The organism is Geobacter sp. DSM 9736 (assembly GCF_900187405.1).
In the GTDB taxonomy this organism is placed as follows: Bacteria; Desulfobacterota; Desulfuromonadia; order Geobacterales; family Geobacteraceae; genus DSM-9736.
In genome coordinates this window covers 1,403,584-1,419,331 of record NZ_LT896716.1, presented here as the reverse complement: position 1 = coordinate 1,419,331, position 15,748 = coordinate 1,403,584, and the positions used below count along the sequence as shown (strand labels likewise).

Genomic DNA, 15,748 nt, shown 5'->3' with positions numbered 1-15,748 from the left:
CTCCATATTTGCCATATAACGGGCTTTTTCTGATTGCTCCTGGCTACCCCCTGTCTGATGCTAAGGGCTTAAACGGCAGAACCTTCGCCCCCGTCTTCAGCCCATCCAGATAATCCGCCCACGTTTGCATCATCTTCCGGCGCTCGGCAAGGTGCGCCGTCCGATTGTAGGCTCTGCCGTTCGGGTCTTTCACGGCATGTGCTAGCTGGTGTTCGATGAAGTCAACGCGGAAGCCTAGAATTTCGTCAAGGATGGTTCGGGCGGTTGCTCTGAAGCCGTGGCCGGTGATTGTTTCTCCATCAAAACCCATGCGCCGGAAGGCGGCATTGATAGTGTTGTCGGACATGCAGCGGTGAAAGGACCGCGCAGAGGGAAACACATATTTACCGTGGCCCGTGAGAGGCTTTATCTCGTTCAGAACATCAACCGCTTGCTGTGACAGGGGTACAAGGTGCGGTTGCTTCATTTTCATCTTTGGGGCGGGGATGTTCCATTCAGCGGCCTCTAAGTCGATCTCGGCCCATTCCATATGCCGCAGTTCCCCAGGACGGACAAAGAGGAGGGGTAGCAGCTTCAAAGCGCACTGAGCGGCAAGGGTTCCTTGATAGCCATCTATGGCGCGGAGAAGGGGGGCGAGTTCTTTGGGGTCGGTAACCGATGCCATGTGCTTCCGGGTTTTACCTGTAGCCGGAAGATAGCCTCTGAATCCTCCGGAAATGTCATACTCTGCCCGGTCAGTCATGATGGCGTATCGGTAGACTTGCCCCATGATCGTGAGCGCGCGTCTGGCAGTTTCGATTACGCCTCGTGATTTTATTCTGTCCAGAATGGCCTTGATCTCTTTGGCGGTGACTTCGGTAATAGGCTTGCTGCCGATCCATGGAAAGCAGTCCTTTTCCAGCCTGTTCATGATCGTCGTCGCGTGTTCTGCTGTCCATTCCTTCTTACCCTGCATGTGTTCGTGCCATTCACGGGCGATTATCTCGAAGCTATTGGCCTGTAGTTCCCGCTTTGCAGCTTTGGCTGCTTTCCGTTCCACGGAGGGGTCGATACCATGGGCCACAAGGTTTCTTGCCTCTCGCCTCCGTTCCCGTGCCTCTGCCAGAGAGATGTCAGGATATACCCCCAGAGAAAGCAGCTTCTCTTTCCCGTCGATCCGGTACTTGAAGCGCCACCACTTTCCACCGTTTGGGGTAACTTGCAGGTATAGCCCCTCGCCGTCCGTCAGCTTGTAGGGCTTCTCTTTTGGTTGAGCTTTCTTAGCTTGAACGTCGGTGAGTGCCATATTGCCTCCGTTACCCCGGGGAAGTTGGGGGTGTTACCCTGTGGATAGTTCTGGTTACCCTTGAACCTACCCCTAAGTTACCCCGGATTTACGTGGACAATATAGCATGAAGATGTACAAGCGACAATAAAAAACCCGCCATATCAGCGGGTTTATTGGATATCTATGGATGGGCTTGGATGGTTATTGGCGGAGGCACATGGGAATCGAACCCACCAGGGAGATTTCTCATCCCCCTCAACGGTTTTGAAGACCGCGCGGCCCACCAGCGACCGTCGTGCCTCCGCGGTGGAGGAGTATCGCACTTCTTCGGTGATCTGGCAAGTTCTTTGGACCTGCTCCGCCCGCTTCAAAACCGCTCAGAGATTCATTCTCCTGTAGGTTCCTCGGGATTGTCCGAGCCGGTGGGTTCGAAACCTATTTCCCCTTCAGGAGATCCCTGGGAGGTTATGCCGAGCTCGGCCATCAGATCCGTCAGGCGCTCCAGCACTTCCTGCATACGCTCCTGTGGTATCTGGTAGATCAATGTGGTGAAGAGGGTCTGGCACTCCGGACAGATGCTGATGGTTTCGAGAAGGATCTTGTTCTCGATCCTTGTGCAGGAGCAGTGCTTGTTCAGCATGGATTCAACATATTGCCCCAGGTTCTTCACGTTGGTATCCTTTCTTGAGGGTGCATCCATGAGCCGCCTCTGTCTACGATAAGGATACCAATCCGGCCCGAAAGGGCAAACCATTCCATGCTCAGCACTTACGTCACGTCAACCCGCCTGATCCCTTCCGGACGCCAGGCGGGCGAGATGACGCCCGATTCCCCGGTAGTGTTGAGGAGCGAGCCATAGGTGACGGTGAAGTTGCCGTAACGGTCGTTGATGCTGTCCATGGCTGAGGTTGCCGTGACCTGCTGCTGCTCTTCGTTGAAAAGGGAGAGCTGTTCTTCCGACTGGCGAAGCGCCCCGAGCCTTACGCCCAGGAGGCGAACCGGCTGCTCCAGAACGATCATCTCCAGGATTCCTTTCACCCGCCTGTAGATTTCCCTGCTCTGGTTAGTGTACGAGTCGTCCGTCGATTGTCTGCTGAAAGTCGTGAAGTCGGGATAGCGCACGGTGAGGGTGACGGTCTTGCCAGTGACACCATGTTTGCGTGCACGCCGCCCCACCATTTCGGAGAGCTGGAGAAGCCGCCGTGCAATTTCCTCCCTGTCGTTCACGTCAATGGCCAGGGTCATGCTGTGGCCCACCGTCTTTACGGCCTCGGCTTCTTCGGTGGGGACGACTGCAGAGTCGTCGATTCCCCGTCCCATGAGGTGCAGTCTCTCCCCAAACACGCCGAGGCGATTTTTGAGGATGTGAGGCGGGAACCGGCCAAGATCGCCGCAGGTCCGTATCCCGAGAAGACGCAGGATATCCTGTGTCTTGGCGCCGATACCGCACATGTCCCCGACCGGAACACGGTCAAGGATGGAGGCAACCTCGTGCGGCTCTATGGTGACGAGTCCGTCGGGCTTCTGCATGTCAGAGGCAAGCTTGGCGAGGAGCTTGTTTGGCGCGATCCCGACGGAGCAGGTGAGGCCGAAGCGATCCCTGATGCGTTTTTTGATCTCCAGTGCGATTTCAGCGGGAGGTCCGAAGAGTGGAATGCTTCCGGTTACGTCCAGGAAAGCCTCATCTATGGAGGACACCTCCACGAGCGGAGTAAAGTCGCGCAGCATCTCCATGATGAGGGTCGATGTATGGGTGTATTTACGGTTTTTGCCAACGACGAGGATCAGGTGGGGGCATTTGCGACGCGCCTCGCCGATGGTCATGCCGGTTTTCACCCCGTATGCCCGCGCTTCGTAGGACGCAGTGGTGATGACTGTTCTTTCGGCCGCTCCGGTAACGGCTATCGGCTTTCCCTGTAGCGACGGGTCGGCCTGCTGCTCAACCGAGGCGAAAAATGCGTTCATGTCGAGGTGAAGGATCGTGCGGAAAGACATTGCGCTCCTGGTGTTGCTGCAAGTGCCGATACGATGGTCAGAGGTGACGGTACACGCCGATCACCTTGCCGATGATGGAGATGTCCTCCCCTTTCCGGATGATGATCGGCGCCATGTTAGGGTTTTCCGGCTGGAGGCGGATGTGGTCCCCGCCGCGATAGAATCGCTTCAGGGTCGCCTCCCCGTCAGTCATGGCGACCACGATATCACGGTTCTGGGCGGTCTGCTGTGGCCGTACAAGGGCCAGGTCACCGTCGATTATGGCTGCGTTTATCATGGAGTCCCCTTTGACCCGCAGAAAGAAGCATCCTTCGGCGCTTACCATTGATCGGTCCACCGAGAGGTATCCCTCGATCTCCTCCAATGCGGTCTGCGGGAGACCGGCCTTTACAGTGCCTACGATCGGGAGCGAAAGGGCGGGAGATATACCCGTAAGGCTCATACCCCGTGAGCTTCCGGCGTGTCTGCGGATCAGTCCCTTTCTCTCCAGTGCGTCCAGATGCTTCAGGACTCCGTTGGTGCCGCTTACCTGCAGATGTGAAGCTACTTCCCGCAGGGTGGGGGGGTAGCCGTTGCTTTCCAGATGGGTGGTTACGAAATCGAGAACCTGTTTTTGACGGGTGGTCAGTGTCAATATTGATTTCCTTTGGTTCGCAAATGGTAACCAACCTTATCACCAGGTGAAATTCATGTCAAGAAGCCATTGGTGAGCTAATAACGATGAAGATGTACAAAGAGTTGACAAAAGGGTATTCAGCGGTAAAAATGACCAGATTCTAAGCTGAGGGAGGAGTGTTTGGATACGGTTTTTCTGGAAATGGTGCTGATAGCAGTTCTCGTGGTGGTCAACGGATTCTTCTCCTGCTCCGAGTTCGCCATCATTTCCATCAGGAAGAGCAGAATCGCCCACCTGGTCGCTTCCGGGGACGAGCGGGCGAAGATAGTGGAAGATCTGCAGAAAGATCCCCAGCGGGTGTTGGCTCTCGTTCAGATAGGGGTTACTGTTGTGGGCTCCGCGGCATCGGCCATAGGCGGACTGATCGCCGGCGAGTACCTGAAGCCGGTCCTTGAGTCCTCACAGTTTGAGATGGTGCGGGATGGAGCTGAGCCCATCTCATTGTTCATCGTTGTTGCAGTCATATCCTACCTGTCACTCATCATAGGGGAGCTGGTGCCGAAAGCTCTCGGACTGGCCTATGCAGACAAAATAGCCCTCGTAATCGCGCGGCCGATCAACCTGATGACGAAGTGGGGAAGCGTAGCGGTTTCGATCCTGACTGCTTCCAGCAAGGCAGTACTCGCAGTACTGAGAGTAAAGGCGGAAGCGCGGCCGTTCATAACGAGGGAGGAAGTTCAGCATATAGTCGCCGAAGGGCATGAAACCGGAGCCGTTTCAGCCGTCGAAAGCGAATATATCAAGAACATCTTCGATTTCACCCACACCTCGGTTCGGGAGGTGATGGTGCCGCGTACACGGATGGTGGCTCTCGATCTGGAGCAACCCCGCGAGGAGATGCTCGGCTACGTGCTTGACAACATGTATTCCCGTTACCCCGTATACCGGGAGACCATAGAAAATATTGCCGGCTTTGTCCACAGCAAGGACCTTCTCGGGAGAATGGTGGATGATCCGGGCTTCGACATCAATACCATCATCCGCCCCCCTTATTATGTTCCCGAAGGGAAGCGTCTCAACGATCTGCTCAAGGAGATGCAGCGCAAGCGGATTCACATGGCTCTAGTCGTGGATGAGTATGGCGGCCTGAGCGGTCTTGTGACGACGGAAGACCTCCTGGAGGAACTGGTGGGGGAAATCGAAGACGAACACGATATCGGAGAGCCCCGTCGCGTTCAGCGCCTGCCGGACGGCAGCCTCAGCGTCGATGCCCTCATTTCCATAAGCGACCTCGAAGATATCCTCGAGATCGACTTGGGTGAAGAGGACCTGCCCTACGACACCTTGGCGGGACTTATTCTCGACAGGCTGGGGCGCTTCCCCGAGAAGGGGGAGACGCTGGAATGGAGCGGTTTTCTCCTGCGCTGCGAGGAGGTGACGCCGACGGCCATCGTGAAGGTACGGATTTCGCGCAATGAGCCGGAGCAGGGTGACTGACGCGTCGGCGTCATCGTTCCTGCAAACCACAGATCCGCCGCCTGGGCGACTCCTTATTGAAGGGAATTCCATGGACCGCAAGCTGCTCTTTACCCTTCTTGTCTTCTCCTTTACCCTCTTCATCATCTATCAGGTCTACTCGATCATCTCCCCTTTTCTTGCCCCTCTCGTCCTCGCCGGAGTGATCGGCATCTCGGCTTTCCCCCTCTATACCAGAGTGCGCGATCGGCTGAGGGGGCGAGACAACGCCGCCGCAGGATTCATGACGGTTGTCGTTGCTGTTGTCTGCGTCGGCCCCGTCGTGGGCCTGGCGTTTCTCCTTTCTCAGGAGGCTGCCCGGCTTTATGCTCACCTCGAGATCCTTGCGGCGGGGGACAACTATCATCTGCTGGAGAACGTGAAACGTCACGCTTTCGTCGCTCCCTGGCTCGACCGGCTGACGCCTCTGCTGGGAGGGCTGCAGATCGACCTTAAGGGAACCATAGTCACGCTCCTGAAGGGAGCCACGTCGCTTGTAGCCAGCTATTCGGGTGGAATAGCCAGGAATGTCTTCGGTTTCCTCCTTAAGCTGATCATCCTGGTCATCGCGCTCTTCTTCGTCTTTCGTGACGGTGACCACTTCCAGCGGCAGTTCTGGTCGGCGGTCCCTCTCGACGTGTCCCGTAAGGAGCTGATGATCGCAACGGTGAAGCGCGTCCTGTCGGCCGTGATCTATGGCATTTTTCTGACCTGCATAGTTCAGGGGATAATGGGGGGGATAGGGTTCTGGATAGCGGGCCTTCCCGCACCGCTTCTTTTCGGGGCCGTGATGGCGGTCTGCGCGCTCATCCCCATTGTAGGAACGGCGCTTGTCTGGGCACCGGGGGCGATATACCTGCTGCTTCAGGGAAAGACGGTGATGGGGGTTTTTCTCCTCATCTGGGGCGCTGTTGCGGTAGGTTCCATCGATAACGTCATCCGCCCCTTCTTCATCAGCGGAAAGGCAAGGTTGTCGGTATTGGTGATCGCAGTCGGAATCCTGGGGGGGGTGGTCTCCTTCGGGTTTTCGGGCGTTCTGATCGGCCCCGTAATCCTTGCGCTTTTCATCGAGCTGTTCAAGGTATACCGTGCGGAGATGTTCCCGGGGCCGGGTGGACATCGGGAAATGTGACGGTCGCCGGACCGACGGCAGGCTTCAGTGGGGATGCCTCCGGTGCTTCTTTCCGATGGTGACGGAGGTGATGATGGATATCGTCAGCACCCCCAGGATCATCCCCAGCGAGAAGTAGATGGGTATGTGAAAGATGTCCACCAGCAGCATCTTCACTCCGACATAGGCCAGGATGAACGAGACGCCGATCTTCAGGTGAACGAACAGTTCCATGAACCCTGCCAGCAGATAATAGAGGGAGCGCAGTCCCATGATCGCGAATACGTTTGACGTATAGACGATGAAGGGGTCGCGGGTTACTGCAAGCACCGCCGGGATCGAATCAACGGCGAAAATGAGGTCCGACGATTCCACCACGAGCAGGGTGAGGAAGAGTGGGGTAGCCGCCCGCTTGCCGCACTTCTTGATGAAAAACCGGTCCCCCTGCATACGCCGAGTGACCGGCATGATCCGCCGTGCCAGCCTGACAAGCGGATTCTTTTCCGGCTCGATCTTCTCGTCGTGTCCGAACGCCATCTTTATCCCTGTGTATATCAGAAGGGCGCCGAACAGATAGATCATCCAGTGGAAGCGTTCGATCAGCTCGATCCCGGCGATTATGAAAATGCCCCGCATAACCAGGGCTCCGAGAATGCCCCACTTGAGGATCTTCGGCTGGAGGGCCTTAGGCACGCGGAAGTAGGAGAAGATCATGATGAAGACGAAGAGGTTGTCCACTGAAAGCGATTCTTCGATTATGTAGCCGGTCAGGAACTCCAGCGCTTTGGTGGGCCCCATGGTGTAATAGATCCATGCGTTGAAGCCGAGGGCCAGGGAGACCCACACGATCGTCCATGCCAGCGCCTCGCGCAGCCGGATCTCGTGGCTCTTCCGGTTGAAGACCCCAAGGTCGAGGATGAACATGACGAGGATCACGCCGGCGAAGCCGAGCCAGAGCATGTTTGGGGAGGATGGCATGTAGGAAATCCTTTCAGGACGGGTGGTGGAGGCTTAGGGGCCTGTCGTGGCACGACTTCCCGTAGTAATGGAAATCGGTCTCCCTGTCAATAGGTTTACCATACCTCCCGAAGGGGCGCGATACGCTATACCTGCCCCGCCTTCATTTCGGAGTGCAGTGCGGAGGGGGTGACATTGCGGCGGCAGACGGGTACAATGGGTGTACCGAAAGTAAGCGTTACCTGTAGAGAGGCTGATGTCAGACCGGTATATCGAAAAGGTTTTTCTCTATCTTCTGGCGGTTTCCGCCATTCTTCACGCTGCAGTTTTCGCGCTGTTCCTGGTTATACCCGCTGAAAAAAGGGAGACGAAGCAGGAGCCGTACATGGTGGAGCTTCGCGATCTCCCGGTGCCGAAGGAGCTTCCTGGGAAGCCGCGCGAGGAGGTTAAGCGGCTGGATGAGCAGCGCAGGCGGGTGGAGAAGGAGACGGCCCCCAGGGGAGAGCGGGAGCGTGAACGGTTAGCTTCGATACCTCGGCAGGTTCCATCGCCCGTGCCGGTCCGTCCGCAGCCACCCCAACCACAGCAGCTTCCGGCTCCCTCCCGGGTGCCACAGCAGGCACCATCTCCGAGAGATTCCCGGAAGATGGCACCGCAGCAGGCAGAGCGGGGAGGATATCCGGCGAAGCGAGAGCCCCCACGGGGGGAGGAGGGGATAGAGGCGCCGAGGCCCAGGCGGGAGCAGGTGCCGGATCTGGCGAAGCTTCTCCCCGGTGCAGGGAAGATGGCGAAGCTCGAAGAGTCCTATCGGAAGAAGTATGGGGAGGAGGTTGAAGAAGGAGAAACCAAATTCCTCAACACCGACGATATTCAGTTCGGATCATTCCTGCGTAGATTCGAGAATGCCGTTTACGGAGTATGGCGCTATCCTCCGGATGCAGTCCGGATGGGGATTGAAGGTACGACTCCTGTCCGTATTACGTTCAACAGGAACGGCGAAGTGGTCAAGGCCGAGATTCTGGAGAGTTCGGGGAGCCGGATACTGGATGAGGAGGTTACCCGCACACTGAAAGCCATCGGTCCCGTAGGCTCTTTTCCCAAGGGGTACCAGAGGGAGACCTTCAAGCTGATAGCGTTCTTCCAATACGGCATCATCAGCGGCGGAAGCCGCAGTCTCCACTGAAACTTCCCGGCATCACCCAAGCTTCTGCTTCAGAAATTCCCTGAACTCACCGTTGAATTCCTCCCGCTTGAGCGCAAGGTCCACCGTTGCCTTGAGAAACCCGAGCTTGTCGCCGCAATCGTGCCTGACTCCCTCGAAGCAGCACCCGTAGATAGCCTCGTCCTGGGAGAGCTTCAGGATCGCATCGGTAAGCTGGATCTCCCCACCTTTCCCCGGCTCCTGCTTTTCGAGTATGGGGAATATGTCGGGAGTAAGGACGTAACGGCCGATAATGGCAAGATCGGAAGGGGCGTCTTCCTTCTTGGGCTTTTCAACGAGATCGGTCACCTCGTAGACCCGCTCGGAAATTGTCGTTGCCTTGACGCAGCCGTAGGAGGAGATGTTCTCCATCGGGACCCGCTCCAGGGCAAGCACCGGACCCCGGTACTTTTTGTAGACGTCCAGGAGCTGGGCGAGGCAGGGGCGGGGGGCGTCGATGATATCGTCGCCCAGAAGAACCGCGAAAGGTTCGTCACCAACAAAATCGCGGGCGCAGAGAATTGCGTGCCCGAGTCCCATCGCCTGCTTCTGGCGGACGTAGAAGATGTTGACCATTTCGGCGATGTCCCGTATCTGGGAGAGTTCCGCGTCCTTCCCCTTTTCGTAGAGGAGCGCCTCCAGCTCGAAGGCGATGTCGAAATGATCCTCGATGGCCCGCTTGTTGCGGCCGGTCACGAAGAGTATCTGTTCAATTCCCGAGGCGACGGCTTCCTCCACCACATACTGCACGAGAGGCTTGTCGATAAGGGGAAGCATTTCTTTCGGAGATGATTTGGTTGCGGGAAGGAACCTGGTGCCGAGGCCGGCTACGGGAAATACCGCCTTTTTTACCTGCATGCCCACTCCTTTGAAAGCATTTTATAGGTCTTATACGACGTATAGGTCCTGTTGGACCTATAAGAATCAGCTCAGCGCACGGCTTCGATGATACGCGGGATGAGGTCTTCCCTTCCCATTGCCATGATATGGAGACCATCGCACCAGGGCCTGGCCGCTGCTGCCGTTCTTCGTGCGATTTCCACGCCTGCTTCCAGCGGGTCGGCTGCTTTTTCGAGTTCATCTACAATGTGATCGGGAACCTTCAACCCAGGGATGTTTCTGGTGACGTAGCGGGCCATGCCCGCAGATTTCAGCAGAAGTATACCGGCGATTACCTTTACCTGCAAGGGAGCCACCGCTTCATGGAACAGACGGAGTTTTTCCGGCTCGAAAACGGCCTGGGTCTGGAAAAACCGTGCCCCTGTCTCTACTTTCTTTCGAATTTTCATGAGGGTAAGGGGGAACGGCTCGGCTTCCGGCGCCGCTGCTGCGCCGGCAAAGAAGGAAGGAGCCCCTTGCAGCTTGTTCCCTGCGATGTCTCGGCCCGCATTGAGTTCGGCGATTGTCTGCAGCAGCTGGACCGAGTCGAGGTCGAAGACGGGGCGTGCGTCACGGTGATCTCCGAAGGAGATATGGTCGCCCGTAAGGGCGAGAACGTTTGTGACGCCGAGGGCAGCTGCGCCGAGAAGTTCGCTCTGGAGCGCCATGCGGTTGCGGTCGCGGCACGTTATCTGGAAGATCGGCTCGATCCCCTCACCCACGAGGAGCGCAGCCGCAGCCACCGGAGAGATCCTCATGTTCGCCCCCTGGTTGTCGGTGACGTTGAAGGCATCGACATGCTGCTGCAGCGCGCGTGCGTGGGCGAGAAAGTCGGTGCAGTCGCACCCCTTGGGGGGGCAGACCTCCGCTGTGATGACGAACCGGCCTGCATCCAGTTGCTGCTGTAATCTTGAAGTCATGGAACCCTACTTTACGGGATGAAACAGGATATGCAGGAGAGAGTCCACACAAATGGCAGTACGGTGGGACAAAGTTTCAACCTGTTCCGGTTTCCTGAAATCCAGATCCTGTCCCTTCCTCTCAAGTATTTTTTATCCCGGAGGAAACCTAACCACCTGGGGCGTGTGACGCTCATCTCTCGTTCTTCAGCTTACCGGGTTTAAGCATCTTCGAGAAGTCTTTCCGGAGGATAATGCGCCGCAGGCTATCCTCTTCGCCACGGTTCTGGAGGCGGGTGTAGATCTGGTACCAGGCGCATTCGAGTTCGGCGTCGGTCTCGCAGCGCCCGTTGTCCATCCCGCCGCAGGGGCCGTTGAGCAGGCCTTTCGCGCAGACCGTGACCGGGCAAATCCCGCCGGTGCCGGTGAGGATGCATTCGCCGCACAGGGAGCATTTCTGCTCGAATTGGCCGAAGCGGCGGATGTTGCCGAGGAAGAGGGTGTCGAGCCCTGCTATGACTTTCTGGGGAAGTGCCGAGGAGATCGACTGCACGCCGGCGCCGCAGGCAAGAACCAGCACCGCTTCCGCTTCCTCAACCATCTCTTTCCTGCCGCGTAGGTCGCGGGAGGCCCGCAGCATGTGGCAAGCCTCGTCGATGACTAGGGAGCCGGTCACTTCCTTCCCCTCTGCAGTTAGCGCTTCCTGCATCTGCCAGACTTCCTCTTCGCCTCCGGCCTTGCAGACGGTGGCGCACTTGGCGCAGCCGACGAGGAAGACAGTGCGGCTATCGCCGATAGCGGTAAGTATTTCGGTAAATGGTTTCTGTCTGCTGACTATCATAGAGGAAATCCAGCTTCAAAGAGAAAGTGCTTTCTGCATGTTTAGCTTCAACCGACCGGCGCCGTTATGCACCCCTCTTTGCAGACTCCACCGTATTGTAGAGGAGCATCGTGATCGTCATCGGGCCGACCCCGCCGGGAACGGGGGTGATGGCCGAAGCGCGCTCACTGGCTGCGGCGTATTCAACATCCCCAACGAGCTTCTTCTCACCTACCCGGTTCACACCGACATCGATCACCACGGCTCCCGGCTTGATCCAGGCCCCCTTTATCATTTCCGGCTGCCCCACTGCTGCAATGACGACGTCCGCCATCCCAACCTTCTCGGCGAGGTTCTTCGTACGGGAGTGGCAGAGGGTAACGGTGGCGTTCTGCTGAAGGCACATGAATGCTACCGGCTTCCCCACGATGTTTGAGCGGCCCACCACGACCACTTCTTTGCCCGCCAATTCCACGCCCGCTTCCTTCAGCATCACCATGACGCCGTAAGGGGTGCAGGGCTGGAAGACAGGCTTCCCCACCACGAGCCGCCCGACGTTGTAGGGGTGGAAACCGTCCACGTCCTTGAAAGGGGAAATGGCGTCAAGGACCTTTTCCGTATCGATGTGTTTCGGCAGGGGGAGCTGAACGAGGATTCCGTGAATCCGCTCGTCCTTGTTGAGCCGGTCGATCAGGTCGAGGAGCTCCTTCTCGCTGGTCGTCGCAGGAAGTTTATGCTCGTCGGAAAATATCCCCACGTCCTGGCATGCCTTCTCCTTCATGCTCACATAGACCTTGCTGGCGGGGTCTTCTCCGACCAGGACAACCGCGAGCCCCGGTTTGATCCCCTTGGCTTCCAGCCGGTTCACCTCAACTGCTATCTCTCCACGAATCTTGGCCGCAATTGCCTTGCCGTCGATGATGTTAGCCATACTCATTGCTCCTTTGATAGGTCGCTGAAAATCAGCCATCTCGCCCCCCTCCTCGAAAGCCGCCGTGTGCGGCGTGGCGCAGCTACGCCTCTCGTGGGGCTTTCTGCAGGTGCGACGATCTGATTGTTTTTGAGCAACCAGAGATTATTAAACCTGCTGGTCATAATGATCCGGAAATAATACGCAAGGGCCCTACCTTTGTAAATGGATTTCAGGCAAAAAAAATCCTCCGCGGGCGGAGGATTTCGTATACATCTACGGCAGGTAGAGAGGGTTCAGGCGGCGGCCGAAGGGCATCCGGCGCAGCTTCCTCCCGAGGCGCAGGCGGGTGCCGAGTCTGCGGACTTCTTGGCGCCATATCCCTCTGCATACCAACCACCCCCTTTGAGGGTGAAGGCCGTGCTGGATATCATTTTTTTCACCTCGCCGCCGCAGGTCGGGCACTCGTTGGCGGGGGCGTCGGAGAACTTCTGGCGAAGCTCGAACCTGTTGCTGCATGATTGGCATTCATATTCGTAAACGGGCATGGCATGCTCCTCCTCTGGAATCTGAAATTGTCCGGACTAAATATAATGATTGGGCGCCGGTCTTGTCAAGGGGTCAGGAAATTGGTGGGACGAGGGCGGAGATGGCCGCGGAATCCACCCCTTCTGCTCGGATCGTCTTGTGCCGGGATTTTGCCCCTGCGGTTATCCGTACGCTTGATTTGGCGATGCCGAGAGATTTGGCGAGGTACTCTACGCAGAGCCGGTTGGCGGCGTCATCCACGGGAGGGGATGTCAGGCGGATCTTCAGTTCTCCGTCATGCACACCACATATGCCGGTACGTGACGCCCTTGGCTGTACATGGACGGAGAATGTGACTCCTTCGGCATCTTCGCTGATTTTAAGGCTGTCTTCAGTCACTGCTCTTCGGTCAGGGTCAGCATTCGGTAGTGGGAGTCGAGGAGCGATTTCAGCGCTGATTCGAACTTGACCTTGTCACGGCGCATTTCCTGTATCTGGTTGTTGAGCTGCACGAGGCTCGCTTCGGCGTCCGCTACCACGCGCTCCGCCTTGAGCTCCGCCTCCGATACGATCAGCCGCGCTTCCCGCTCAGCGTTACCCTTCATCTCTTCGATGACCTTCTGGGCTGCCAGCATCGTTTCCCTCAGGTTCACCTCACGCTGCCTCATCTCCTCGGCTTCGGTCGCCGTCCGCCGCACCTGCTCCTTCAGCTCCGTATTTTCCCGGATCAGCTCTTCCATCTCCTGCGCCACCTGCTGAAGGAATACGTCGACGTCTTCAGGGTCGATGCCGCCGAGCATCTTTCCTTTGAACTGCTGCTGCTGGATGTCCAGGGGGGAAATTTTCATGTCAGGCCCCTAAGCCGAACTTCAGGCGGTTGACGAGCTCGAACATCGAGTTGATGACGAACTTCTGCAGAAAGAATATTGCGAGCAGAACCACGAGGGGAGACAGGTCGAGACCTCCCATGTCGGGGAGAACCCGGCGTACGCGATGGAGGACCGGCTCGGTCGCGCGGTAGAGGAAGTTCACGATTGGGTTGTAGGGGTCGGGATTCACCCAGGAGAGGATGGCCCGGGCGATGAGGATGTACATGTAGACCGTGAGGACGAAATCGAGGACATAGGCTACGGCGTTTAGAAAATTGGCGACAACGAACATGGTGATGTGTATCCCTTCAGGATAAATGCTTACAGATGCCGGAATTCTATACAGAAATTTGAGCAGCATGTCAAGGAAACCGCGGCCTGCGGGGGGAGGGTAGGGTGGACTTCCGGGTGGCGGATGCTAGACTGTTTCTGCCGGTCGCAGAAGAGGCCGGTACTTTGCTGGGGGGCATGTATGCAGGTGGGGTGGCTATTTCTCCTGCTGATAGCGCAAAGGCTGCTGGAGCTGGCCGTAACCCGGCGTAACCTGCGGGTTATGCTGGCGCGGGGAGGGAGGGAGTTATATCCGGAGACTTTCCTGCCGATCGCCGCGCTCCACATAATGTTCCTCGTATCCCTCGTCATCGAGTCGGTGCCCTGGCGTATTCCGCTCGATACAGTGACGTGGGGATGTCTTGCCGGGTACCTTCTACTCCAGGTGCTCCGTTACTGGAGCATGGTTTCGCTGGGTGAATGGTGGAGTGCCAGGATCGTGCTCATTCCCGGCGGAAAGGTGAAGCGGGATGGTCCGTATCGCTTTTTCCGCCATCCCCACTACCTCGTCGTGACGCTGGAATTCATTCTGCTGCCGCTTCTGCTCCGATCGCCCCTCTGTTTCGCTGCATATTTCCCAGTTAATATCCTGATTCTGCGCCACCGCATCGTTCTGGAAGAAAAGGCGCTGCGGGAGATGACCGACTACGCTGAGCGATTCGGCATACCTTCATGACAGGGTCTTCTGGAACCTGGCCACCGCGAAGGTGAAGATGACGGAGCCGAGAGCGCCAAGTCCCGCCATTTGCGGCCACAGCGTGCCTATTCCCACACCTTTCAGGAATATTTCTCGAATGATGATGAGGTAGTAACGCAGCGGGTTCAGGTAAGTTATCCACTGCACCGGTTCCGGCATGTTGGCGATGGGGAATGCGAAGCCGGAGAGGAGCATGGCGGGGAAGACGAAGAAGAAGGCACTCATCATCGCCTGCTGCTGGGTCCGGCTGACCGTGGATATGAGTAGCCCGAACCCGAGGCTGCTCAGGAGAAAAAGTGCGGTTCCGGCGAAGAGAAGAAGGAGGCTCCCCCGAAGCGGTACTTCGAACCAGAAGACTGCGACAAGCGAAATGAGGGCGACGTTGGTGAAACCTATCAGCACGAAAGGGACAGTCTTGCCGAAGATGAACTCACCCTTGCGGATCGGCGTAACGATCATCTGTTCAATCGTGCCGATCTCCTTTTCGCGCACGATGGCCATGCTGGAAAGGAGCATGGTGATTATAAGCACGATGTTCGCTATGACAGCGGGGACGTAGAAGTTGCGGCTTTCCAGGTTTTCGTTGAACCATGCACGGCTTTGCAGCACGACACGCCCGGGCGGAGAGGAACCGGGAACCGGGCTCTTCGCGGCCAGACGCTCGCTGTATAGGGAAGCAATCCTCCCTGCATAAGAGAGGACAATGCCGGCGGTATTGGAGTCGCTCCCGTCGAGGATCAGCTGGAGGGGGGTGCTTCGTCCGCTCCTGAGAGTCTCGCCGAACCCCGCCCCGCAGTGGATTACCGCCTTTACCTTTCCCCGGTCGAGGAGGTCCCGCATGTGAGCATCGCTTTCCACGTAAGCTGCTATGCTGAAATAGCCCGAGCTGGTGAAACCGGCCACAAGCTCCCTGCTCTCCGGGCTGTTGTCCTGATCGTAGACCGCCGTCGCCACCTGCTTCACGTCGGTGTTGACGGCGTATCCGAAGATGATGGTCTGCATAACCGGAAGAACGATGAGGACGAACCGCATCCGCGGGTCGCGGAACATCTGGATGAATTCCTTGATGAGCATTGCCTTCAGGCGGTCGTGCATGGAACCTCTAGATCAAGTTTGCCACAGAGACGCAGAGACACGGAGAAAACCAACATATT

Annotated in this window: 18 protein-coding genes and 1 tRNA gene; 4 read left to right on the top strand and 15 right to left on the bottom strand. The window is 57.3% G+C overall.

All coding sequences use genetic code 11. The annotated features are described in order from the left end of the window. Window positions 1-43: 43 nt before the first annotated feature. The 5 genes from CFB04_RS06650 to lexA all read right to left on the bottom strand — a co-directional run bounded on the left by CFB04_RS06650 (window position 44) and on the right by lexA (window position 3,899). Entirely contained in the window at window positions 44-1,285 is a 1,242-nt protein-coding gene (locus CFB04_RS06650) for an integrase arm-type DNA-binding domain-containing protein (protein ID WP_088534546.1), read from the bottom strand. 187 nt (window positions 1,286-1,472) lie between these two features. Then, window positions 1,473-1,570: transfer RNA gene (locus tag CFB04_RS06645), tRNA-Sec, on the bottom strand. 82 nt (window positions 1,571-1,652) lie between these two features. After that, window positions 1,653-1,967 (bottom strand): hypothetical protein, encoded by a 315-nt coding sequence (locus tag CFB04_RS06640; protein WP_088534545.1) that lies wholly within the window; start codon window positions 1,965-1,967, stop codon window positions 1,653-1,655. 68 nt (window positions 1,968-2,035) lie between these two features. Next, window positions 2,036-3,262, bottom strand: coding sequence for a DNA polymerase IV (gene dinB / locus CFB04_RS06635; protein WP_088534544.1), 1,227 nt, complete (start codon window positions 3,260-3,262; stop codon window positions 2,036-2,038). A 37-nt stretch (window positions 3,263-3,299) separates the two neighbouring features. Then, a complete protein-coding gene (gene lexA / locus CFB04_RS06630; RefSeq protein ID WP_088534543.1) occupies window positions 3,300-3,899 on the bottom strand; it encodes a transcriptional repressor LexA in 600 nt (199 codons plus the stop codon). A gap of 159 nt (window positions 3,900-4,058) precedes the next feature. Here lexA and CFB04_RS06625 point away from each other — a divergent pair, with 159 nt between their 5' ends. Continuing rightward, the gene (locus CFB04_RS06625) at window positions 4,059-5,375 is read left to right on the top strand and encodes a hemolysin family protein (protein ID WP_088534542.1); all 1,317 of its coding nucleotides are present in this window, start codon (window positions 4,059-4,061) and stop codon (window positions 5,373-5,375) included. 70 nt (window positions 5,376-5,445) lie between these two features. Further along, the gene (locus CFB04_RS06620) at window positions 5,446-6,525 is read left to right on the top strand and encodes an AI-2E family transporter (RefSeq protein WP_088534541.1); all 1,080 of its coding nucleotides are present in this window, start codon (window positions 5,446-5,448) and stop codon (window positions 6,523-6,525) included. Between the two features lie 24 nt (window positions 6,526-6,549). On the opposite strand, the gene CFB04_RS06615 is transcribed toward CFB04_RS06620, so the two are convergent. Then, the gene (locus CFB04_RS06615) at window positions 6,550-7,482 is read right to left on the bottom strand and encodes a TerC family protein (RefSeq protein WP_197692593.1); all 933 of its coding nucleotides are present in this window, start codon (window positions 7,480-7,482) and stop codon (window positions 6,550-6,552) included. 235 nt (window positions 7,483-7,717) lie between these two features. Here CFB04_RS06615 and CFB04_RS06610 point away from each other — a divergent pair, with 235 nt between their 5' ends. Beyond that, window positions 7,718-8,644, top strand: a complete 927-nt coding sequence (locus tag CFB04_RS06610) for an energy transducer TonB (RefSeq protein WP_088534540.1) — start codon at window positions 7,718-7,720, stop codon at window positions 8,642-8,644. 12 nt (window positions 8,645-8,656) lie between these two features. On the opposite strand, the gene galU is transcribed toward CFB04_RS06610, so the two are convergent. From galU to CFB04_RS06570, 8 genes are all read right to left on the bottom strand, one after another. Next, window positions 8,657-9,520 carry a UTP--glucose-1-phosphate uridylyltransferase GalU gene (gene galU, locus CFB04_RS06605; protein WP_088534539.1) on the bottom strand — a complete coding sequence of 288 codons (864 nt, stop codon included), beginning with the start codon at window positions 9,518-9,520 and terminating at the stop codon, window positions 8,657-8,659. A gap of 71 nt (window positions 9,521-9,591) precedes the next feature. Continuing rightward, window positions 9,592-10,461 (bottom strand): methylenetetrahydrofolate reductase, encoded by an 870-nt coding sequence (locus CFB04_RS06600; protein ID WP_088534538.1) that lies wholly within the window; start codon window positions 10,459-10,461, stop codon window positions 9,592-9,594. A 172-nt stretch (window positions 10,462-10,633) separates the two neighbouring features. Next, window positions 10,634-11,281 carry a methylenetetrahydrofolate reductase C-terminal domain-containing protein gene (locus CFB04_RS06595; RefSeq protein WP_088534537.1) on the bottom strand — a complete coding sequence of 216 codons (648 nt, stop codon included), beginning with the start codon at window positions 11,279-11,281 and terminating at the stop codon, window positions 10,634-10,636. Between the two features lie 64 nt (window positions 11,282-11,345). Next, window positions 11,346-12,191 (bottom strand): bifunctional methylenetetrahydrofolate dehydrogenase/methenyltetrahydrofolate cyclohydrolase FolD, encoded by an 846-nt coding sequence (gene folD, locus CFB04_RS06590; RefSeq protein WP_088534536.1) that lies wholly within the window; start codon window positions 12,189-12,191, stop codon window positions 11,346-11,348. Window positions 12,192-12,466: 275 nt separating this feature from the next. Next, complete coding sequence (locus CFB04_RS06585; protein WP_088534535.1) at window positions 12,467-12,718, bottom strand: FmdB family zinc ribbon protein; 252 nt, start codon at window positions 12,716-12,718, stop codon at window positions 12,467-12,469. Window positions 12,719-12,791: 73 nt separating this feature from the next. Continuing rightward, complete coding sequence (locus tag CFB04_RS06580; RefSeq protein WP_088534534.1) at window positions 12,792-13,097, bottom strand: DUF167 domain-containing protein; 306 nt, start codon at window positions 13,095-13,097, stop codon at window positions 12,792-12,794. Further along, window positions 13,094-13,546 (bottom strand): DivIVA domain-containing protein, encoded by a 453-nt coding sequence (locus CFB04_RS06575; RefSeq protein ID WP_088534533.1) that lies wholly within the window; start codon window positions 13,544-13,546, stop codon window positions 13,094-13,096. Before CFB04_RS06575 ends, CFB04_RS06580 begins: the two co-directional genes overlap by 4 nt. Window position 13,547: 1 nt before the next feature. Next, the gene (locus tag CFB04_RS06570; protein WP_088534532.1) at window positions 13,548-13,859 is read right to left on the bottom strand and encodes a YggT family protein; all 312 of its coding nucleotides are present in this window, start codon (window positions 13,857-13,859) and stop codon (window positions 13,548-13,550) included. Between the two features lie 180 nt (window positions 13,860-14,039). Between CFB04_RS06570 and CFB04_RS06565 the strand changes: the two genes are divergently transcribed. Next, complete coding sequence (locus tag CFB04_RS06565) at window positions 14,040-14,573, top strand: isoprenylcysteine carboxylmethyltransferase family protein (RefSeq protein WP_157698742.1); 534 nt, start codon at window positions 14,040-14,042, stop codon at window positions 14,571-14,573. On the opposite strand, the gene CFB04_RS06560 is transcribed toward CFB04_RS06565, so the two are convergent. After that, window positions 14,568-15,689: an ABC transporter permease gene (locus tag CFB04_RS06560; RefSeq protein WP_088534530.1), complete on the bottom strand. Its 1,122-nt coding sequence runs from the start codon at window positions 15,687-15,689 to the stop codon at window positions 14,568-14,570. The two genes, CFB04_RS06565 and CFB04_RS06560, sit on opposite strands and share 6 nt — an antisense overlap. Window positions 15,690-15,748: the final 59 nt, after the last annotated feature.